Origin of the sequence: Variovorax atrisoli 110B (genome assembly GCF_000382045.1) — a bacterium.
GTDB classification, from domain to species: Bacteria; Pseudomonadota; Gammaproteobacteria; order Burkholderiales; family Burkholderiaceae_C; genus Variovorax; species Variovorax atrisoli.
The window spans coordinates 220,917-241,028 of the sequence record NZ_KB907456.1 but is presented as its reverse complement, the minus strand read 5'-3'; the positions used below and the strand labels follow the sequence as shown (position 1 = coordinate 241,028).

Here is a 20,112-nt window from a genome sequence, read left to right as displayed (position 1 = left end):
GCCCCCCTGCCCCTTACCGGAGACCCGATGCCCTTTTCGACCCTCGCGCGCATCGCCACGCTTCCTCTTCTTCCTGCCGCCCTGCTGCTCTCGGCGGCCGGTGCGGCCCACGCGGCGCCCGTCGCGGCCACCGTCGAGAACGGCACCACCACCACCGCCTGCGCCGAAGAAGACAACGTCTCGCTGACCCTGCGCGGCGAAGGCATCCGCCGCATGCGCATCGAGGCACTGCAGCCCGACTACCTCGACAAGATCGGCAACGACGTCACCGCGCCCGACTTCTCAGGCTGCAACTTCGACGGCGGCGAGCATCCCACCGACCCGGCCTACCGCTTCCGCAAGCGCACCGTGGTGCTGATGGACAACGCACAGTGGCGCGTCGTCGGCATGACGCTGCCGAGCTTCTGGCGCCCGCAGCGCGTGCCCGTGCAGGTGGGCAAGCGCAAGGACCGCGGCTTCCACCTGCTGCAGGTCTTCAGGAAGGAGAACGGCAAGCCGCTCGAGGCCATCGTGCTCTATCCGTCCGACGGCTACTGGCGCATCAAGCCGCTGCCCGAGGCGCGCTTCGGCGACGGGGTGTACGGCTCGTCCTTCCTGCTCGGCCCGGTCGAGGCCGCCGCACGGCCGGTGGTGAACATCGCGTCGATCCGCATCGTGCCCCGGCCGCTGGCCATCCATGTGCGCTTCACCGACGGCGGCAGTGCCGCGGTGAAGGTCGACGAGATCAGCCGCGTACGCACCGCGCTCGACGTCACGCTGTCGAAGCCGACCGCGAACGCCCAGCCTTTCGCGGTGCTGCGCTCGATGTACGTCACGCCCGACAACGCCGACGTGAGCGAGGTGCGCTGGCAGGCGTCGCCCCAGGCGGCGCAGCAGGTGCTGCCGCTGCCGGAGGTGAAGAGCCTCCAGGCCACGCAGGTGCGCTTCGGGCGCAGCCTGCCTTCGAAGCACAACACGAGCGCGCCGGACATCGCGTTCGGTGGCTTCGACGACGGCTCCCGCTGAGTCAGCACTTCGCCCGGCGAGACGCCGAGCACTCGGCGCAGGCCGAGCGCTCCGTCATCGCGGCGTGCACCACTTACTCGTGCACCGGCAGTGCCGTCGTGCATGTCCGGCGCGACGAGTGGCTTTTTCCACGACGCGCATCTGCGAATCAGAGGGACTGGGCGTGGGTTCGGCCGCATGGTCGGCGCGATTGGCTTCGGGCCGGCTGTTCTTGAATCAGGCTCACGAACCCGGGCTGAACGGAAGCTTTCCGGTGTACCTGACCGGGATGTTAGGCCCCGCGATGCCTGCGGGCTACGCCGACGAGCGCTTCGCGGCGATGGTCAAGGTGCTGCGCTGAACAACGAGAGAAGCGGCAGCGATGGGCGGCCGCCACCGCCGCCGGCTTCTTCTATTGCACGACCTGGCTGCCCGGCGCCCTGTCGCCCGCCGGCGTGAAGATCTGCGCAGCGTCGACCGCGTCGAAGCGGTACTGCTTGCCGCAGAAGTCGCAGCCCACCTCGATGTTGCCGCGCTCGGCGAGGATGCTCTCGGCCTCCTGCTCGCCGAGGCCGCGGATCATCTGGGCCACGCGCTCTCGGCCGCAGGTGCAGGCGAAGTGCGGGCCGAGCATGCCGGCCTGCGGCTCGAAGCGCAGCAGTTTCTCTTCCCAGAACAGGCGGCGCAGGATGGTCTCGACGTCGAGCGTGAGCAGCTCTTCGCGCGTCAGGCTCGACGCGAGGATCGAGATGCGGTTGTAGTCCTCGTTGCGGCCGATCTGGTCTTCATTCGCCTGGTCGTGGTCCTTGTCGGCGGTGCCTTCGAGGTTGCCTTCGCCCTTCACCGGCAGGCGCTGGATCAGCAGGCCGGCAGCGACCTTATCGTCGGCGGCCAGCACCAGCGTGGTATCGAGCTGCTCGCTCTGCAGCATGTAGTGCTGGAGCACGTCGCTGAGCTTGCCGAGCTTCTCGCCGTCGTCGCCGAAGAGCGGCACGACGCCCTGGTAGGGGGTGGTGCCGGGCAGCTTGTCCTTGGGGTCGAGCGTGATGGCGCAGCGGCCCTTGTTGCCCACGTTGACCATATCGGGCAGGCGCGCGTCGGCGGGCAGTTCACCCATCACCTTGGCGGTGGCGCGCAGGCTCAGGTCGGGCTTGGACTCGGCCACCGCCACCTTGACGGGGCCGTCGCCGAAGATCTGCAGGATCAGCGCGCCGTTGAACTTGATGTTGGCCTGCATCAGGGTGGCGGCAGCCGTCATCTCGCCGAGCAGTTCGACCACCGGCTGCGGATAGGCGCCGGTGGCGGTGTTGGAGGCGCGCCGCGCGAGGATCTCCTGCCACGCGTCCGTCAGGCGCACGATCATGCCGCGCACCGGCAGGCCATCGAACAGGAATTTGTGCAGCTCGCTCAAAACATCGGTCCTCTCTCAATAAAACAGTCTTCGCACGGAATACCGCGAAACCGGCTTCGCCGGGCCGGCGGCCACACGAAGTGGGCAAGCCTGAGGGTCAGGCAACTTTCTTCAGCCCCTTGGCAAAGCGCCGGGCGTTGGCCACGTAGTTCTCCGCGCCCTGGCGCAGCTTGGCGGCGGCCTCGTCGTCGAGGGTGCGCACCACCTTGGCGGGCGAGCCCATGATGAGCGAGTTGTCGGGGAACTCCTTGCCTTCGGTCACCACGCTGCCGGCGCCAACGATCGAATTGCGGCCGATCTTGGCGTTATTCAAGACCACGGCCTGGATGCCGATCAGCGTGTTGTCGCCGATGGTGCAACCGTGCAGCATCACCTGGTGGCCGACGGTCACGTTGTCGCCGACGGTCAGGGGGCAGCCGATGTCGGCGTGCAGCACCGACAGGTCCTGGATGTTGCTGTTGCGCCCGATGCTCAGCGTCTCGGTGTCGCCGCGCAGCACTGCGCCGAACCATACGTTGGCGTTGTCCGCCAGCCTGACGTTGCCCATCACCTCCGCGCTGTCGGCCACCCATGCACCTTCGCCCACCTGGGGTGCCACACCGTCGAGTTCGTAGAGCGCCATTGTTTCCGGTCCCTGCAAGGTCAAAACCTAGAATTGTAGGGATGCACCCCCGATTGAGCGCGCTGGCCGCGCTTCGCCTTACGGATCCCGATGAAAAGGTGGCCGCCACCCGTGCCATCTACGCTGTCTCCGCCAATCCTCTGGACGGCGCTACTGAATCCATAGCAGCCGCCCCCATCCGCACCGCCGGCGACGATCTCGGCGTGCCGGGCCGCCCCGAGCGCCCGCTGCGCGTGGCCGCCACCGCCGTGCAGAAGCGCTCGCCCTTCACCACCGAAGGCCGCGCCGCGCTGATCCACTCGATCTGCCACATCGAGTTCAATGCGATCAACCTCGCGCTCGACGCCGTCTGGCGCTACGACGGCATGCCCGAGGCCTACTACCGCGACTGGCTGCGCGTGGCCGACGAGGAGGCGCAGCACTTCACGCTGCTGCACGCGCACCTGCAGGACATGGGCTGGCGCTACGGCGACTTCCCCGGCCACGACGGGCTGTGGAACATGTGCGAGAAGACGAAGGACGACGTGCTCGCCCGCATGGCGCTGGTGCCGCGCACGCTGGAGGCGCGCGGGCTCGACGCCACGCCGCTGATCCAGGGCAAGCTCAAGCGCGTGAACACACCCGACGCCCTGCGCGCGGTCGAGATTCTCGACATCATCCTGCGGGATGAAGTGGGCCATGTGGCCATCGGCAACCACTGGTACCGCTGGCTTTGCGAGCGCGAAGGCATCGACCCCGAGGCCACCTACCCCGCGCTGGTGGCGCGCTACGAGGCGCCGCGGCTGAAGCCGCCATTCAACCTCGAGGCGCGCGGTCGCGCCGGCTTCAGCAGCGAGGAGCTGCGCCAGCTCTCAAGCGCCCAGGACAAGGCCTGAAGGTCCGCAGCCCTAGGCCGGGCGGGCATGCACCACCAGCTTCGGCGTGAAGTGCTGGAGCACGTCGCCATGCTGGTTGAGCGTCTGGCAACGCATCTGCACCATCGCACGGCCGGGCTTGGAGCGCGAGGGAACGATGTCGACGATCTCGCTTTCCACGTGCAGCACGTCGCCGGGGCGTGTCGGCTTGGGCCATTGCAGCTCGCCGCCCGAGCCGATGATGCCGTCGGCCAACGGAATGCCGCTCTCGACCAGCAGCTTCATCGTGAGCGCGGCCGTGTGCCAGCCGCTCGCGGCGAGGCCGCCGAAGAAGGTGCTCTTGGCGGCCTCTTCGTCGGTGTGGAAGGGCTGCGGGTCGAACTGCTGCGCGAAGGCCTTGATCTGCGCCGCGTCGAGCGCGTGCTCGGCACTGCGGAAACGGTCGCCGACCTTCAGGTCTTCGAGATACAGCTTGGCCATGGGGTCTCCTTTGTCGTCAGTGGCGATCGTCATTCTCGCGGGCTGCGCCGCGTCAGACGCGCTCGAGGATCGTCGCGATACCCTGCCCTCCGCCGATGCACTGCGTGGCCAGCGCATAGCGGCCCTTCTCGCGCGCCAGCAGCGACGCCGCCTTGCCGGTGATGCGCGCGCCGGTGGCGCCCAGCGGATGGCCGATCGACAGGCCGCCGCCATCGAGGTTGATCTTCGCCGGATCGAGCCCCAGGTCGCGGATGCAGGCCAGTGCCTGCGAGGAGAAGGCTTCGTTGATCTCGATGACGTCGAGGTCGGCCGCGCTCAGGCCCGCGCGTGCCAGCGCCTTGCGCGTGGCGGGGATCGGGCCGATGCCCATGATCGCCGGGTCGACGCCCACCGTCGCGAACGAGCGGATGCGCGCCAGCGCCTTCAGGCCGTGCTTCGCCGCAAAGTCGTCGCTGGTGACCAGCACCGCCGCCGCGCCATCGGTCAGCGGCGAGGAGGTGCCGGCCGTCACCACGCCGTCGGGACGGAACGCGGGCTTGAGGTTCGCCAGCGCCTCGGCGGAGGTGGTCGGGCGGATGCAGCCATCGGCGTCGACCACGTCGCCCGAGGCGAGGCGCACCGGCACGATCTCACCCGCCAGCCGCCCCTGCGCGCGCGCCTCGGCCGCCTTGCGGTGCGACTCCACCGCGAAGGCCTCCTGGTCGGCGCGGCTCACGTTCCAGCGCTGCGCGACGTTCTCGGCGGTCTCGCCCATCGAGATGTAGGCGTCGGTGTTCTCCTTGAGCTCGGGGCTTGGGGAGAAGTTGAAGCCGCCCTGCGGCACCATCGTCATCGACTCCACGCCCACGCACAGGAACGCATCGCCCATGCCCGCCTCGATCTGCGCTGCGGCGATGTGCACGGCCTGCATCGAGGAGCCGCAGAAGCGGTTGACGGTCATGCCGCCGACTTCATGCGGAAGCCCCGCCAGCAGCCCGACGATGCGCGCGAGGTTGTTGCCCTGCGAGGCCTCGGGGTAGGCGCAGCCGAGGACGACGTCTTCGAGCAGCGCGGGATCGAGGTCGGTGCGCTGCAGCAGGCCGCGCACCACGCCGGCGGCGAGCGTGTCGGGGCGCACCTCGGCGAGCGCGCCCTTCTTCGCGAAATGGAACGGGGATCGGGCATAGGCGGAAATGACGGCTTTCATGAATGCTCTCCAGCAGGTTTGACTACCTTCCAATCGGTAGGCTTCGAGGTCGAAAAATAGGCACGCCGAAGCGTGCCTGCACGAGGCCGGGCGCTCAGCCCGGCAAGGAACTCCTGAGTTGGACGATGGCGTCGTCGAAATCTTCGACGCGGCCCGTCATGCGCGCCGACAGCAGCGCGCCCTGGCACACGGAAAACACGTAGGCGGCCAGCGAGGCCACCGAGGCGCCGGTCTTGCGCTCGGGCATCAGCGCGCTCAGAACGCCGGTGAGCCACGTCACCTGAGTGTTGCGCAACTCCTGTACCGCCATGCGCAGTTCGTCGTTGACGACGCCCCAGCCAGGCGCCATCGCCCCTGCGGGACACATCGCCGAGCCGGCCCTGAACGTGTTGCGGTACATGCGGAAATACGATTCGAGTGCGTCCTTCGGCTCGCGCGCCCGGGCAGCGTCCCAGTCCTTGAAGCCCTGCGCGGCCCCGCGGATCACCGCGACGCCCAGCGCCTCCTTGGTCGGGAAGTGGTGGTACAGACTGGCCTTGCGCACGCCGACCGCATCGGCCACGTCCTGGAAGCTGAAGCCCAGGTAGGAGCGCGTTTCGATCAGGCCCCGCGCCACCGCGAGGATCTGCTCGCGGGTGCTGCCGGTGGCCAGGGCTGTGGCGTTGGTCATCTACCTACTATAAGGTAGGGAAGATCAACCCACAAGCCGGGGTGTCATGAAGGCGTCAGCCGCCCGGTCAATCGGCCTTCTCAATCGGCCTTGATGCCCGCCGCCTTGACGATGCGCCCGTTGCTCTCGAACTCGCTGGCGATTTCCTTCGCGAACGCGGCCGGCGTGCCGCCGGTGGGCACGTTGTCGGTGGCCGTCAGCTTGGCGCGCAGTTCGGGCGTGGCCAGCGCCTTGTTGATCTCAGCGTTGTACTTCGCGACCAGCGCCGGCGGCGTGGCAGCGGGTGCGAACACGCCGAACAGCGAATTGATGTTCGCCGCCTTGTAGCCCAGTTCGCCCAGCGTGGGCACCTGCGGGAGGCTGTCGAGCCGCGCGGGCGCGCCCACCGCCAGCGGACGCAGCTTGCCCGACTGGATGTGCGAAGAGAGCGTCGGGCTCGCGTTGGTGGAAAGGATCTCGAACTGCCCGCCGATCGCGTCGTTGAGCTGCTGGCCGCCGCCCTTGTAGGGCACGTGCGTGATGTCGACACCGGCCGCGGCGCGCAGCTGCTCGAGCACGATGTGGCCGAGCGAGGCCGATCCCGAGGTCGCCCAGCGCACCGCCCCCGGATGCGCCTTGGCATCGTCGATCAGCGCCTTGAAGTCCTTGGCCTTGCTCGCCGGGGTGGCGATGAGCAGCACCGGCGAATACATCACGCTGGCCACGGGCGCCACGTCCTTGAGCGGATCGAAGGGCAGCTTGCCCAGGTGCGGGCTCAGCACCAGCGGGCTGATGGCCGAGAAGCCCAGCGTCGCACCGTCGGGCGCGGCCTTGGCGACGGCGTCCATGCCGATGGCGCCGCTCGCGCCCGCGCGGTTGTCCACGACCACAGTGACGCCCATCTGCGCCGCGAGCCGATCGCCCAGCGCACGCGCGACCACGTCGCTGACGCCGCCCGCCGGGTAGGCGACGATGAGGCGCACGGTCTTTGGCACGGTCTGCGCGATGGCACCGGATGCGGCGCACAGCGCGGCGGCGGCGAGGAGTCGGGTCGCCGTGCGGCGCGAGGGCTTCGAGGAAGCGAGGAAATTCATGGTGTCGTGTGTGGCAGCCCTTGTCGTCTGCCTGCTTGCTTGCGTGATGGAGGGTGTCAGTCCAGCTGCAGCTTGCGCTCCTTGATCAGCCTGGACCACTTCTCATTGTCCGCCTTCACGAAAGCCGCGAACTCGGCCGGCCCGAGCGAATGCACTTCGGCGCCTGCCGTCGAGAACTTGGCCTTGATCTCGGGCTGCGCCAGCGCCTTCGCGAGCTCGCCGGAAAGCCGATCGACCACCTCCTTCGGCATGTTGGCCGGCCCCACCAGCCCCTGGAAGCCGACCGACTCCATGCCCGCGAGTCCCAGCTCCTTGACCGTCGGCACATCGGGCAGTTGCGGATCGCGCGCCGGGCCGGTCACGGCCAGCGCCTTGAGCTTGCCGCCCTTCACCTGCGGCAGCAGCACGCTGCCCGCGTCGATGAGGATCTGCGTCTGCCCGCCGATCAGGTCCTGCACCGCCGGGGCGCTGCCCTTGTACGGCACGTGGGTCATGTCGAGCCCGGTCACCTGGTTCATGAGCTCGCCGTTGAGGTGCGTGGAGGTGCCGTTGCCGCCGGAGGCGAAGTTCACCTTGCCCGGCTGCCCCTTGGCCCAGGCGACGAACTCCTTGAGGTTCTTCGCCGGATGGTCGGGCCGCGTCACCGCGATGTAGCTGCCCTGGCTGATCTGCCCGATGTAGGTGAACTGTTTGATCGGGTCGTACGGCGGCTTGCTCTGCAGGTACGGCGCGATGGCGAAGGGCCCCGTGTTGGCAAGCAGAAGCGTGTAGCCGTCGGCCGGCTGGCGCGTGAGCTCGGTGGCCGCGATCATGCCGCTCGCGCCGGGCTTGTAGTCGACCACCAGCTGCTGCTTGAGCGCCTCCTGCAGCGGCACCTGCACGGTGCGCGCCGCGAAGTCGATGCCGCCGCCGGGCGGATAGCCGACGATCAGGCGGATGGGCTTGGCGCTCGGAAATGCCTGCGCGAAAGCTGCGCCGCCGACGGCCAGCATTGCGGCCGCGACCATGGTTGCAGTCGTCTTCTTCATGGATGGTGTCTCCTGGTTTTTCTGAGGAAAGAAAACCGCGCGCCCTCGATCAACCGCGCGGATGGTGCTGCGCATGCAGCTGCTTCAGGCGCTCGCGCGCCACGTGTGTGTAGATGGTCGTCGTCGAGATGTCCGCGTGCCCCAGCAGCAACTGCACCGCGCGCAGATCGACGCCGTGGTTCAGCAGGTGCGTGGCGAAGGCGTGGCGCAGCGTATGGGGCGACAGCGGTACATGGATGCCCGCCGCGGCCGCGTGCTTCTTCACGATGATCCAGAACATCACGCGCGTCATGCCGGCGCCGCGCGCAGTGACGAACAGGTCGGAGGTCTGCTGGCCATCGAGGATGGCGGGGCGCGACTCTTCCAGGTAGCGCTCGATCCAGCGCCGCGCCTCGGCGCCGAAGGGCACCAGCCGCTCCTTGTTGCCCTTGCCGAGCACGCGCAGCACGCCGTCGTTGAGGCTCATGTCGGTGACCTTGAGCGCCACCAGCTCGCTCACGCGCAGGCCGCTGGCGTACATCAGCTCCAGCATCGCGCGGTCGCGCAGGCCGAGCGGCGACTCGACGTCCGGCGCGCCCAGCAGGTCGTCGACCTGCTTTTCGGAGAGCGTCTTGATGGCCCGCGGCATCTGCCGCGCCGGCACGAGCCGGATGCTCGGGTCGGCCGCGATGCGCCGCTCGCGCAGCGCCCAGCGGTAGTAGCGCTTGAACACCGTGAGCCGCCGGTTGGCCGACGTGGCCTTGCCCTTGCTCGACAGCCGTGCGCCCATGTAGGCCTGCAGGTCCGTCTCCTTCGCGGCGTTGAGTGCGGTGCCGCTGCGCTGCGCGCCGAGCCACTGCGCGAACAGTGCGAGGTCGCGGCGGTAGGCGGCCAGCGTGTTCTTCGACAACCCGTCCTCGAGCCACAGGGCGTCGATGAAGTCGTCGATCTCGGGTGTCGTCTGCGTGGCTGCCTCTGTGCTCATGCCTTGCAAGATAACAAAAAGAAAAAGCCGCCCGGCAGGCGGGCGGCTTGCTTCGTCGCGCGAGCGACCTGTCTCAGTCGAGCTTCAGGTTCTGCTTCTTCACGACCTGCTTGTACACGTCGTATTCGGCCTTGATCTGCGCTGCGAACTGGTCGGGCGTGTTCGCCACGATCAGCGAGCCCGTGTCCTCGATGCGCTTGCGCACCGCCGGTTCTTCCACGGCCTTCTTCACGCCCGCGCTGATCTTGTCGACCACTTCCTTGGGCAGGCCCTTCGGACCGAGGATGCCGTAGTAGGCCATGCGGTTCACCGGCTCCAGGCCCACTTCCTTGAAGGTCGGCACGTTGGGCAGCGCAGCCAGGCGCTGCGGCGCCGACACCACGATCGGGATCAGCCGGCCGCTCTGGATGAAGGGCATGGCCGAGGGGATGTTGTCGAACATGATCGGCACCTGGCCGGCCACCACGTCGTTCAGCGCCGGGCCCGCGCCGCGGTACGGGATGTGCGTGACGAAGGTGTTGGTCAGGCTCTTGTAGAGCTCCATCAGCAGGTGGCCGATGCCGCCCGTGCCCGACGAGGCGTACGAGTACTTGCCGGGGTTCTTCTTCAGCTCGGCCACGAACTCGGCGTAGTTCTTGGCCGGGAAGCTCGGGTTGACCGCGATGATGTTCGGCGTGGCCGCGATGTTGATGATCGGCGTGAAGTCGTTGATCGGGTCGTACGGCGTCTTCGGGTTGATGGCCGGGTTGGCCGCCGTGCTCGACACCGTGGCGATGCCGAGCTTGTAGCCGTCGGGCGTGGCACGGGCGGTCTCGGCCGCACCCACGATGCCGCCGCCGCCGGCGCGGTTGATCACCACCACCGGCTGGCCCAGCACCTTGCCCAGCGGATCGGAAATCACGCGCGCCACGATGTCCGTCGTGCCACCCGGTGCGAACGGCACGCTCAGTTCGACGGGCTTGTTGGGATAACCCTGCGCAAAGCTCTGACCCGCGACTGCAAACAATGCCGCGGCTCCCACCATCGCGCTCCATTGACGACGTTGCATCAAAAACTCCTTGTTCTGGCTGTATGTCGAAAAAACGAAGCCCGGATGCTAGCGGCTCGGGGGCCGTATCCGTGCTCTGGATTACCCATGGTCAGGGAGGTTTATCCTCGAAGCGGTGAACTACGCGCAGCTGCTCTTCCCCGACTTCTCCCTCATCGCCATCGGCTGGCTCCTTTGCCGCTACACCGCCCTCGACCGCCGCGTGTGGGACCAGGTCGAGAGTCTCGTTTACTACTTTCTATTTCCCGTACTGCTCTTCCACTCGATCGTGCGCAGCCCGCTCGACTTCGGCGCCACGTCGAACCTTCTGACGGCGGGCCTGTGCATCGGGGCCTGCGGCATCGCGCTGGCCTATGCCCTGCCCTTCGTGCCGGGCCTGCGCACGCACATCGACCGCCGCGACCACGCCGCCAGCACGCAGATCGCGTTCCGCTTCAACTCATTCATCTGCCTGGCGCTGGCCGAAAGGCTCGCAGGCTCCGAGGGCCTGCTGCTGATCGCCGTGCTCATCGGCGTGTGCGTGCCCATCTTCAACATCGCGGCCGTGTGGCCGATGACGCGGCACGCGCAGACCGGGTTCGTACGGCAGCTGGTGCGAAACCCACTCATCGTCGCGACCGTGGCGGGACTGCTCGCCAATGTGCTGGGGCTCACCGTGCCTGCATGGGCGACGCCCACGCTGACGCGGATCGGGGCTGCTTCGCTGGCGCTGGGGCTGCTGGCCGCGGGGGCGGGGATGAAGTTCTCTACGCTTGGGGCGGGCAAGGTGCTGGCTGTTTCAGTGCTGGCGATACGGCATCTGTTCCTGCCGTTGGTGGCCTGGGGACTGGCCCGGATGCTGCGGCTCGATGCTGCGCAGGGGGCTGTGTTGATGGCGTTTTCTGCTGTGCCTACTGCTTCGAGTGCCTATGTGCTGGCCGCTCGCATGGGATACAACGGGCCTTATGTGGCGGGGCTGGTGACCTTGTCTACCTTGCTGGGGGTTGTCAGTTTGCCGTTTGCGTTGGCGTTGCCTCGGTAAGGAGTTGGGTGGGGTCGTTGCGTCGCCAGCCGCGTCTTGTCCCTGTGCTGCCTCATTGCGTTGGCTGTGCCTCTTGTTAGATGCTGCCGGGTGGCTGCTTTCGGGGGCCGGGCCGAGACCCGGCCCCGGAAAGCAAACACCCAAAGAACCTCAACCACGCCCCAACAAAGCCGACACAGCAGAAGCCAACAACACCACCCCGGAAACAGTCAACAACCCCAAAACAATCTTCCGAAACGCAACTTCACTGATCCCGATATAAAGCCGAGCCCCCAACAACACGGGCACAGCCACAGCCACCGCCACCACCCCCAGCAAAGGCAAGAGAGAACGCCCGATATTCCCGCTGAAAAGGTGGATGCCAAACGCCACCAGCAGCATCGAGAGATTGAAGTTCTGGATCACGGCCCGCTGCGTATCCCGCTGAAATCCGCGCAGCGTGCACCAGAGCGTAGGAATGGTCCCCGAGAACCCGCCGATGCCGGCCATCGCACCGCCTATGGCCCCCGCCACCCCATCGGCGACGCGCCCGCCGAAGGAAAGCTTCGGCAGGTGCTGCGACATCAGCATCGCCGGGCACCACAGCACCAGCAATAGCCCGAGGCACAGCTTGAAGACGACGAGATCCAGATGCGGCAGCAGCCAGACGCCGAAGGGCACGCCCATCAGTCCGCCAAGCAGGAAGGGCCAGAGAACGCTCTTGTCGAAGGAGCGCCGCACGGTGACCGCGGCGATCACCTGCCCCGTCATCGCGCCGAAGAGTGCAAGCACGGCGGCCAGTTGAGGCTCCAGGGTCCATGCCCACACGGACATCGCCACCATGCCGAACGCAAAACCGGAGAGGCCCTGCACGAAACCCGCCAGCACGGCGCCGACGATCACATAGACATACAAGGCTTGCATGCGGCCGATGATATCGGCCGGGGTTCTCCGCTCGCCGGCCGGAGCCCTCAGGCCGGAACGAGCGCTGTGCGCCGAACCCGGCGCACGTTGAATGCGCTGGCGATGAGCACGCCCTGCACCAGCGCCAGGCCCACGATGACGCTGGTGTACTGGCCGTGGTCCATGAGCCGGCCGAAGACCAGCGGTGCCACGGCCTGCCCGATGTCGAGGCCGGCGTAGACCACGCCGTAGACGCGGCCGGTGGCGTTGGGCGGCGTCGACCTCTTCACCAGCAGGTCACGCGACGGCCCGGCGACGCCGGAGACAAATCCCATCGCGCCGAAGAGCGCCGGCACGATGATCGGCGGGAAATCGGCAAAGGCCAGCATCAGCGCCAGCGCAGCGGCCAGGCCGAAGCCCACGCCCACGATGCGCTCGCAGCGCGACGGGTCGGAAGCGAGGAAACCGCCCACCACCATGCCCGCGGCGCTCGCCACCATGTAGACCGTGAGGCACACGGCCACCAGCGCCACCGGCACCGCATGGAGGTGCCCCGCGGCCACGGGCGCGAAGGTCTGCACCACGCTGATCACCACGGCGTAGAAGAAGAAGAAACCGAAGCACATCCACACGGCCGGGATGCGCAGGAAGTCGAATTCGCCACCGCCGGCGGGCACGGGTTCGCCCTGCCCCGTGGCCTTGTGCACGGCCGCGGCGTCGAGCGAGAGCACGCTGCGGTACACCCACAGCACCAGCAGCACCACCAGGGCCACCACACCCGCCGAGGCCAGCGCCACGCGCCACGAGAAGGCGATGGCGATCGGCACCACGAAGGCCGGCGCCAGCGCCCAGCCCAGGCTGCCGGTGATGCCGTGCACGCTGTAGGCATGGCCAAGGCGCGTGGGCGCGACCTTGCGGTTGAACAGCGTGTAGTCCACCGGATGGAACACGCCGTTGCCGATGCCCCCGAGCACCGCGAAGACCAGCAGCATCCAGTAGCTCTGCGCCACCGCGTAGCCGAAGGCCGCCAGCCCCAGCGCGCCGAGCCCCACGAAGAGCACCGGCCGCGGCCCCAGCTTGTCGACGATGAAGCCCGAGGCCGCCTGCACGATGCACGAGACCACGAAGAACACCGTGAGCACCGCACCCAGCTCGACATAGCTCACGTTGAACGCATCCTTGAGCCACGGGAACAGCGGCGCCAGGATGAGCTGGCTGAAGTGGCTGACCGCGTGGGCCAGGCCGACGAGGCCGATCAGCTTGGCATCGCTGCCCAGGGTGTTGGAGGAAGGCGAAGCGGCCGAAGCGGCGCTCGTGGGCGAGTTGGAAGACATGGATTGCTAAAAAAAATCGGGGCAGGCGCTGATGCTATGCGTCGGGGAAGCGGCAGAATGGCGATACAGCGACAACATTTGTCGAAACCATGCCAAGCGCCGCCTCACCCACCTCCAGGAGCGCCGCGTCCGCCGCCAGGCTGCGCGGGCCCACCCCCGTCAACAGCGTCGCCTCCCTCACGCCGCACCTGTATGCGCCCGACGCGGTGCGGCCGCTGCGCGCCAAGGAGCACTTCCTGAGCGCCGACACGCTGGTCGAGTTGCACGAGCATCCGTGGCCCCAGCTCACCTTCTCCACGCGCGGCGTGATCCGCCTGAGCACGCAGGACGGCAGCTACATCGTGCCGCCCTCGCGCGCGCTCTGGGTGCCGGCCAACATGCCTCACAGCATCACGCTGATCGAAGATGCCGAGCTGCGCACCATCTACCTGCACGCCTGGATCGCGCCCTCCTGGGAGAAATGCGAGGTGCTCGAGATCAGCCCCCTGCTACGCGCCCTGATGCTGGCGCTGGACACCACGCCCGACGGCCTGCCGCCGGCCGATGCGCATGCGCCGCAGCGCGAGCGGATGATCGCGCCGCTGCTGGTCGACGAACTGGAGCGCGCCACGCAGATCCGCATCGACGTGCCGCTGCCCACCGACAAGCGCCTCCGCCAGCTCTGCGAGACGCTGCTGCGCAACCCGGCCGACCGCGCCACGCTGGCCGAGCGCGCGGCCGCCATCGGCGCGAGCGAGCGCACGGTGGCGCGGCTGTTCCGCGACCAGCTCGGCATGAGCTGGCAGCAGTGGCGACAGCAGGCCGTGATGGCGCATGCGCTGCCGCTGCTGGCGCGCGGCATGGCGGTGAGCCAGGTCGCGGCCGCCAGCGGCTACGCCACCGACAGCGCCTTCTGCGCGATGTTCAAGGCCGCCACCGGCCGCTCGCCCACCTCGTTCCAGCACCGCAAGCGGCCCGCGCCCGCCTGATCCGCGTACCAGGGCCGACGGGGCGCCGGGGGATGGATGCTTCACGCCGCTCTGGCAAGATCGGCGCCCGACAAGCAACACCATGCATTCACCGATCCCCCTGCATCTGGCGCACGGCGCCCAGCGCCCCACCTGGAGCGCCGACATCTGGCTGCGCGTGCGCCGGCATTTCCTGCTGAAGGCCGTCGGCACCACGGTCTTCACCTGGCTCTTCTTCATCGGCTACTTCCACCTGCTGCGCAACCCCTCCTTTCCGGTCGAGGTGATGCCGCTGACGCCACTGGACCACCTGCTGCCGTTCCAGCCCTACCTGCTGGGTCCGTACCTCTCGCTGTGGGTGTACGTGGGGATCGCGCCCGGGCTGCAGCTGACCTTCCGCGAACTGGTGGTCTACGGGCTGTGGATCGGCGGGCTGTGCATCACCGGCCTGGGCATCTTCTACTTCTGGCCGACCCAGATACCTCCTTTGGCCATCGATGCGTCCGGCTACCCCGGCTTCACGATGCTGCAGGGCGTGGACGCGGCGGGCAACGCCTGCCCCTCGATGCACGTGGCGGTGGCCATCTTCACGGCCATCCGCATCGAGGACGTACTGCGCGAAACGCGCACGCCCGTCGGGTGGCGGGTGCTGAACTGGGCATGGTTCGCCGCCATCGCCTATTCGACGCTGGCGGTCAAGCAGCACGTGGCGCTGGACGTGGCCGCCGGTGCGCTGCTGGGTATGGCTTTCGCCCTGCCCTCGATGCGCTGGCGGCCCGGCGCCCGCCAGCGGGAGGATGCCCCTCACGTGGGAGCGGATATCATCCGTAGACATTGACCACACTCACCACTGGCCGACGAGGAAGGGATCGATTGATTCAAAGGACCGCAACGGGCGGCGATCGATCGGCGGCACACGAGACGACGACAGGCATTGCACGATGAGTTCGCTGAAGGAATTGCAGGACCTGATCCAGGACAAGTACGGCATCGAACCGTCGAAGCTCGACCCGCACGCCTCCATGCGTGAGACCGGCGGACTCGATTCGCTGGCGCTCGCCGAATTCCTGTTCGCCATCGAAGACCACTTCGGCATCGTCATGCCCGACGAGGACGCGAACATCGACACCCTGGCCGAACTGGCCGTGCTGGTCGACAAGGTCAGGGCCGAGAAGGCCGCATCCGCCTCGTGAACCACGAAGTCGCCGTCACCGGGCTGGGCGTCGTGGCGCCGCACGGCGACGAACCCGGCGCCCTCTTCCAGGCCCTGCTGCAGGGCCGTTCGGCCATACAGCCCGTCTTTCCTGAACTGCCCAAGCCGGCAGCGGCTGCCACCGCGGCCTTCGACGAAACCCGCTGGTTCACCAAGCTGCAGCTCGCCGGCGTCGACCGCGTGAGCCAGCTGGCCGTGGCAGCCGCCGACATGGCGATGCGCGACGCCGGCCTTTCCGTGGCCGACGCAGACCCCGAGCGCGTGGGCGTCTTCTCCGGCTGCGGCATGGGCGGCGCCGCCGCGCTCGAGGCGGCCTATCGCGGCAACGGCCGCGTCTCGCCCCTCACCATTCCCGCCTTCATGCCCAACGCGCCGGCCGCCCACGTGGCGATGCGCCAGGGCGTGAAGGGCCCGGTTCTCACCTACTCGGTCGCCTGTGCTTCCTCTTCGGCCGCGATTGCCGAGGCCGCCAAGGCCGTGCAGCGCGGCGAGGTCGACATCGCCATCGCCGGCGGCAGCGAAGCGCTGATCGTGCCGGGCGTGGTGGTGGCATGGCAGGCGATGCAGACGCTGGCCGGCTTCCAGCCCGGTGAAGCGGCCGGCGCGGTGAAGCCCTTCGCCACCGACCGCAGCGGCTTCGCGCTAGGCGAAGGCGCGGCCTTCCTGGTTCTCGAATCCGCCGAGCGCGCCCGCGCCCGCGGCGCCCGCAGCCACGCCACGCTGGCCGGCTGGGGCCTGAGCAGCGACGCGACCCATCTCACCAAGCCCGACGCGCCGGGCCAGGCCCGCGCTCTGCGCGCCGCCCTGCGCCAGGCCGGCCTGCAGCCGCGCGACGTGGGCTACTGCAACGCGCACGGCACGGCCACGCGCATCGGCGACGTGGTGGAGCGCAACGCGCTGGCCGAGGTGTGGGGGGAGGACCTCGACATGCTGCGCGTGAGCTCGACCAAGGCGCTGCACGGCCACATGCTGGGCGCAGCGGGCGCCATCGAGGCGCTCATCACCGTGATGGCGCTGCAGCAGCGGCAACTGCCGCCCAACGCCAACTGCCGCGAGGTCGATCCGGAATGCCGGCTGAACCTCGTCGCGCAGGAAGACACCGCGGCGCCAGCGCTGGAAGCCGCCATCAGCAATTCCTTCGCCTTCGGCGGCACGAACTCCGTGCTGCTCTTCCGGCGGGCCTAGGCAGCCTTCAACTTGCGCGGCGCGGCCTGCACGGTCGACGCCTGCGCCGCCGACTCCCGCAGCCACGCCACGAAAGCGCCGACCAGCGCGTCGCCGGTGCGGCTTGGCGCAACGAACACGCTGTAGCCCCGGCTCGACGGCGCCCGGTGCGGGCAGGCCAGCACCAGCTCGCCCGACCGCAGCTCGCGCTCGACGAAGTAGTCGGGCACCAGCCCCACGCCAAGATCGGCACGCACTGCCGCTATCAGCGAGGAGAACAGGTCGAAGCGGTGCCCCGCGACAAGGCTCTCCGGCGCGCGAAGGTGGGCAGCCTGTCCGAACCATTCCTCCCACGCTCCCATGCGGGTTCGCAGCTGCAGAAGCTGCGCCTGACGGAAGTCACCGCGCGACATGGCCGAGCGCCCCTTCGCAGCAGGCGCGCACACGGCGACGCAGGCTTCGCCCATCAGCGGCAGCGCATTCGCTCCCGGCCACACCGCGTCGTCGTATTGCACGCCCACGTCGAAGGGCAGGTCTTCCATGTAGAGATGCGTGGGAAAAACCTGCAGATGCAGGCTGCAGCCGGGGTTGCGGCCGATGAATTCCGGCAGGCGCGGCATGAGCCAGCCGTCGGCCAGCACGGGCACCGCGCCCACCAGCAGGCGCAGGCCGTCGGTGCGCTGCGCCATCGCTTCGAGCGTGTGGTTCTGCAGCCGCAGCAGGTCGCCGGAGATCTGCCCGTGGTAGCGCTGGCCGGCTTCGGTGAGCTCGGTGCCGCGCGCGGTGCGCTGCACCAGCCGCACGCCGATCTGCGCTTCGAGCTGGCGCAGCTGCTGGCTCACTGCGCTGTGCGTGAGGCACAGCTCCTCGGCGGCCTTGCCGACGCCGTGGTGGCGGGCCACCGCGTCGAAGATCAATAGCGCGCGGGTGCTCGGAATGTGGCGGCGCATGAGGGCTTCGTTAGAAAAACTGACAACGCGGAAGATTAAACCAGAGCGCACGCCTAACACAGCCATAAGAATCGCTGACGACGGCGTTGCACCGGCGGCGCCGACCTCGACCTGGCCCGCTCCAACAACAAGGACACCTCCGCACCATGCCCCGCACCGCGTCACCTCGTTCCGTTTCGCTTCGCCTCGCCCCACTCGTCCTCGCCCTGGCCTCGGCCGCCGCCGGCTTCGCTCACGCCCAGGGCGGCAGCGTCGCGGCCCCGCCCGCGCAGGTGCGGCCGGAAGTGGACAAGGCCTACACCCAGCTGATGGCCGCGCCCGCCATCCAGAAACTGCTGGACGCGGTCAAGGCCGACCACGACCGCTCGGTCGAAGACCTGAAGATGCTCACCGAGATCGAAGCCCCGCCGTTCAAGGAACAGAAGCGCGCCGAAGCCTTCCTCGCGCGCATGAAGGCGCTGGGCCTCTCCGACGCGAAGATCGACGCCGAAGGCAATGTGGTCGGTTTGCGCAAGGGCACGGGCAACGGGCCCAAGCTGCTGATCTCGGCCCACCTCGACACCGTGTTCCCCGCCGGCACCGACGTGAAGGTGAAGGAGCGCGACGGCAAGCTCTACGCACCCGGCATCTCCGACGACACGCGCGGCCTGTCGGTGCTGCTGTCGTGGCTCAAGGTGCTGAACGACAACAAGATCCAGACCGTGGGCGACCTGCTGTTCGTCGGCAACGTGGGCGAGGAAGAGTTGGGCAACCTGCGCGGCATGAAAGCCATCTTCCGCGACAACCTCGACATCGACGGCATGGTCGGCCTGGAGCCCGCACCCGACGGCACGGTGCTGATGCTGGGCACCGGCAGCCATCGCTACGAGGTGAGCTTCAAGGGCCCGGGCGGCCACAGCTACGGCGCCTTCGGCCAGGTGCCCAGCGCGATCCACGGCATGGGCCGCGCCATCGCGAAGATCGCCGACATCCGCACGCCGAGCTTTCCGAAGACGACTTTCACGGTGGGCACGGTCGGCGGCGGCACCTCGGTGAACACCATCGCGCCGGATGCGCGCATGGCGGTCGACATTCGCTCGGACGACATGGCGCCGCTGCTCGAGACCGAGAAGAAGATCCTCGCGGCCATCGACGAAGCCGTGGCCGAGGAGAACAAGCGCTGGAACGTCAACACGCTGAGCGTGAGCACCAAGCTCATCGGCGACCGTCCGGGCGGCCGCACGCAGTCGGATACGGTGATCGTCGAGGCCGCCACGCGCTCGAACGCCGCCTTCGGCCACAAGACGCTGCTGACCGGCGCAAGCACCGACGCCAACGTGCCGATGTCGCTGGGCATCCCGGCCATCATCATCGGCGGCGGCGGCAAGACCGGCGGCTTCCACGCGCTGTCGGAGTGGATCGACGTGACCGACGGCTGGAAGGGCGCGCAGAACTCGCTGGTGACGGTGCTCGGCCTGGTCGGCGTGCAGGGCACCAGCGCGCCGTTGCTCGAAAAGCGCCCGCCCCGCAAGAACTAGGCTCGCCCCCAGGCTTCGCGCACTCCGCGTCGCTGCGCCACCCCCCTGCCGGGGGGCAACGCCTGCAGCCCGGCAAAGCCGGTTCTGCGGTGTTTCACGAAGGGGACAGGTGCGAGCGCCTCCAGGGCTGCACCCATGGACTCTCCGTTATGCTGGTGCCCGCTTTCCACCACGCGTACCGACAGGAGGACGACATGCATGCCCGTTCAACCCTCATCGCCCTGGCGCTGCTCGCCGCAGGCGCCTCGGCGCAGGCCAACAACCTGCTCGACCAATTGAAGGAAAAGGCCGGCGAAGCCGCCAGCGCCAACGCGCAGGGCGGCACCGGCAGCTCGGGCGGATCGGCGCTCGGCAACCTGGGCAGCAGCCTCGGCTTCAAGATGCCCGCCGTCGGCTCCAGCACCATCGGCAACGCGGCCGGCGTGCTGCAGTACTGCGTGAAGAACAACTACCTGGGCGGCGACGCGGCCTCGGTGAAGGACAAGCTGCTCGCCAAGATCACCGGCCAGAAGAAGCAGGAGACCGGCTTCGCCAGCGGCGCCAAGGGCCTGCTGCAGGGCGGCGACGGCAAGTCGCTGAACCTCAAGGGCCTGTCGTCGAAGGTCAAGGAAAAGGCCTGCGACTACGTGCTCAAGAACGCGACATCGTTGATCTAGGCTCTTCATCCCCCATGCTTCGCGCACTGCGTGTCGCTTCGCACGCCCCTTCGCCGGCGGCAATGCCGGCGGCCCGGCGAGGCCGGTTCAACGGCCCTGCCCGAGCGG

Annotated in this window: 22 protein-coding genes; 10 read left to right on the top strand and 12 right to left on the bottom strand. The window is 68.4% G+C overall.

The window, feature by feature from the left end; genetic code table 11:
* Positions 1–27 precede the first annotated feature (27 nt).
* The gene (locus tag G369_RS0120825) at positions 28–1,005 is read left to right on the top strand and encodes a hypothetical protein (RefSeq protein ID WP_019655969.1); all 978 of its coding nucleotides are present in this window, start codon (positions 28–30) and stop codon (positions 1,003–1,005) included.
* A 163-nt stretch (positions 1,006–1,168) separates the two neighbouring features.
* Positions 1,169–1,345 carry a hypothetical protein gene (locus G369_RS38645; protein ID WP_157773745.1) on the top strand — a complete coding sequence of 59 codons (177 nt, stop codon included), beginning with the start codon at positions 1,169–1,171 and terminating at the stop codon, positions 1,343–1,345.
* Between the two features lie 51 nt (positions 1,346–1,396).
* Here G369_RS38645 and hslO read toward each other — a convergent pair whose 3' ends face one another.
* Positions 1,397–2,395, bottom strand: a complete 999-nt coding sequence (gene hslO / locus G369_RS0120815) for an Hsp33 family molecular chaperone HslO (RefSeq protein ID WP_019655967.1) — start codon at positions 2,393–2,395, stop codon at positions 1,397–1,399.
* A 97-nt stretch (positions 2,396–2,492) separates the two neighbouring features.
* Positions 2,493–3,017, bottom strand: a complete 525-nt coding sequence (locus tag G369_RS0120810; protein ID WP_019655966.1) for a gamma carbonic anhydrase family protein — start codon at positions 3,015–3,017, stop codon at positions 2,493–2,495.
* Positions 3,018–3,058: 41 nt separating this feature from the next.
* Between G369_RS0120810 and G369_RS0120805 the strand changes: the two genes are divergently transcribed.
* Positions 3,059–3,892 carry a ferritin-like domain-containing protein gene (locus G369_RS0120805; RefSeq protein ID WP_019655965.1) on the top strand — a complete coding sequence of 278 codons (834 nt, stop codon included), beginning with the start codon at positions 3,059–3,061 and terminating at the stop codon, positions 3,890–3,892.
* 12 nt (positions 3,893–3,904) lie between these two features.
* On the opposite strand, the gene G369_RS0120800 is transcribed toward G369_RS0120805, so the two are convergent.
* From G369_RS0120800 to G369_RS0120770, 7 genes are all read right to left on the bottom strand, one after another.
* Positions 3,905–4,351: a MaoC family dehydratase gene (locus G369_RS0120800; protein ID WP_019655964.1), complete on the bottom strand. Its 447-nt coding sequence runs from the start codon at positions 4,349–4,351 to the stop codon at positions 3,905–3,907.
* A gap of 52 nt (positions 4,352–4,403) precedes the next feature.
* Complete coding sequence (locus G369_RS0120795) at positions 4,404–5,537, bottom strand: thiolase family protein (RefSeq protein WP_019655963.1); 1,134 nt, start codon at positions 5,535–5,537, stop codon at positions 4,404–4,406.
* A gap of 94 nt (positions 5,538–5,631) precedes the next feature.
* Complete coding sequence (locus G369_RS0120790) at positions 5,632–6,207, bottom strand: TetR/AcrR family transcriptional regulator (protein ID WP_019655962.1); 576 nt, start codon at positions 6,205–6,207, stop codon at positions 5,632–5,634.
* An 80-nt stretch (positions 6,208–6,287) separates the two neighbouring features.
* A complete protein-coding gene (locus G369_RS0120785) occupies positions 6,288–7,280 on the bottom strand; it encodes a Bug family tripartite tricarboxylate transporter substrate binding protein (RefSeq protein WP_019655961.1) in 993 nt (330 codons plus the stop codon).
* A 56-nt stretch (positions 7,281–7,336) separates the two neighbouring features.
* Positions 7,337–8,308 (bottom strand): Bug family tripartite tricarboxylate transporter substrate binding protein, encoded by a 972-nt coding sequence (locus G369_RS0120780; RefSeq protein ID WP_019655960.1) that lies wholly within the window; start codon positions 8,306–8,308, stop codon positions 7,337–7,339.
* A 49-nt stretch (positions 8,309–8,357) separates the two neighbouring features.
* Positions 8,358–9,272 carry a site-specific tyrosine recombinase XerD gene (gene xerD, locus G369_RS0120775; RefSeq protein WP_019655959.1) on the bottom strand — a complete coding sequence of 305 codons (915 nt, stop codon included), beginning with the start codon at positions 9,270–9,272 and terminating at the stop codon, positions 8,358–8,360.
* Positions 9,273–9,345: 73 nt separating this feature from the next.
* Complete coding sequence (locus G369_RS0120770; protein WP_019655958.1) at positions 9,346–10,320, bottom strand: tripartite tricarboxylate transporter substrate binding protein BugE; 975 nt, start codon at positions 10,318–10,320, stop codon at positions 9,346–9,348.
* A 103-nt stretch (positions 10,321–10,423) separates the two neighbouring features.
* Here G369_RS0120770 and G369_RS0120765 point away from each other — a divergent pair, with 103 nt between their 5' ends.
* A complete protein-coding gene (locus tag G369_RS0120765) occupies positions 10,424–11,341 on the top strand; it encodes an AEC family transporter (RefSeq protein ID WP_026346526.1) in 918 nt (305 codons plus the stop codon).
* A gap of 150 nt (positions 11,342–11,491) precedes the next feature.
* Here G369_RS0120765 and G369_RS0120760 read toward each other — a convergent pair whose 3' ends face one another.
* Both G369_RS0120760 and G369_RS0120755 read right to left on the bottom strand, forming a co-directional pair.
* On the bottom strand, positions 11,492–12,244 hold the full coding sequence (locus G369_RS0120760) for a sulfite exporter TauE/SafE family protein (RefSeq protein ID WP_019655956.1): 753 nt from the start codon (positions 12,242–12,244) through the stop codon (positions 11,492–11,494).
* Between the two features lie 47 nt (positions 12,245–12,291).
* A complete protein-coding gene (locus tag G369_RS0120755; RefSeq protein ID WP_019655955.1) occupies positions 12,292–13,557 on the bottom strand; it encodes an MFS transporter in 1,266 nt (421 codons plus the stop codon).
* Between the two features lie 89 nt (positions 13,558–13,646).
* On the opposite strand from G369_RS0120755, the gene G369_RS0120750 reads away from it, so the two are divergent.
* The 4 genes from G369_RS0120750 (at position 13,647) to G369_RS0120735 (ending at position 16,902) form a co-directional block, all read left to right on the top strand.
* Positions 13,647–14,525, top strand: coding sequence for an AraC family transcriptional regulator (locus G369_RS0120750; protein ID WP_019655954.1), 879 nt, complete (start codon positions 13,647–13,649; stop codon positions 14,523–14,525).
* Between the two features lie 82 nt (positions 14,526–14,607).
* The gene (locus tag G369_RS0120745; RefSeq protein ID WP_019655953.1) at positions 14,608–15,342 is read left to right on the top strand and encodes a phosphatase PAP2 family protein; all 735 of its coding nucleotides are present in this window, start codon (positions 14,608–14,610) and stop codon (positions 15,340–15,342) included.
* Positions 15,343–15,445: 103 nt separating this feature from the next.
* Positions 15,446–15,697 carry an acyl carrier protein gene (locus G369_RS0120740; protein WP_019655952.1) on the top strand — a complete coding sequence of 84 codons (252 nt, stop codon included), beginning with the start codon at positions 15,446–15,448 and terminating at the stop codon, positions 15,695–15,697.
* On the top strand, positions 15,694–16,902 hold the full coding sequence (locus tag G369_RS0120735; protein WP_019655951.1) for a beta-ketoacyl-[acyl-carrier-protein] synthase family protein: 1,209 nt from the start codon (positions 15,694–15,696) through the stop codon (positions 16,900–16,902). The genes G369_RS0120740 and G369_RS0120735 overlap by 4 nt, the downstream gene beginning before the upstream one ends.
* Here G369_RS0120735 and G369_RS0120730 read toward each other — a convergent pair.
* Positions 16,899–17,831 (bottom strand): LysR family transcriptional regulator, encoded by a 933-nt coding sequence (locus G369_RS0120730; RefSeq protein WP_019655950.1) that lies wholly within the window; start codon positions 17,829–17,831, stop codon positions 16,899–16,901. The two genes, G369_RS0120735 and G369_RS0120730, sit on opposite strands and share 4 nt — an antisense overlap.
* Before the next feature lie 146 nt (positions 17,832–17,977).
* Between G369_RS0120730 and G369_RS0120725 the strand changes: the two genes are divergently transcribed.
* Together G369_RS0120725 and G369_RS0120720 are read left to right on the top strand one after the other, a co-directional pair.
* On the top strand, positions 17,978–19,348 hold the full coding sequence (locus G369_RS0120725) for a M20/M25/M40 family metallo-hydrolase (protein WP_019655949.1): 1,371 nt from the start codon (positions 17,978–17,980) through the stop codon (positions 19,346–19,348).
* A gap of 194 nt (positions 19,349–19,542) precedes the next feature.
* A complete protein-coding gene (locus G369_RS0120720; RefSeq protein WP_026346524.1) occupies positions 19,543–20,004 on the top strand; it encodes a DUF2501 domain-containing protein in 462 nt (153 codons plus the stop codon).
* Positions 20,005–20,112 lie beyond the last annotated feature (108 nt).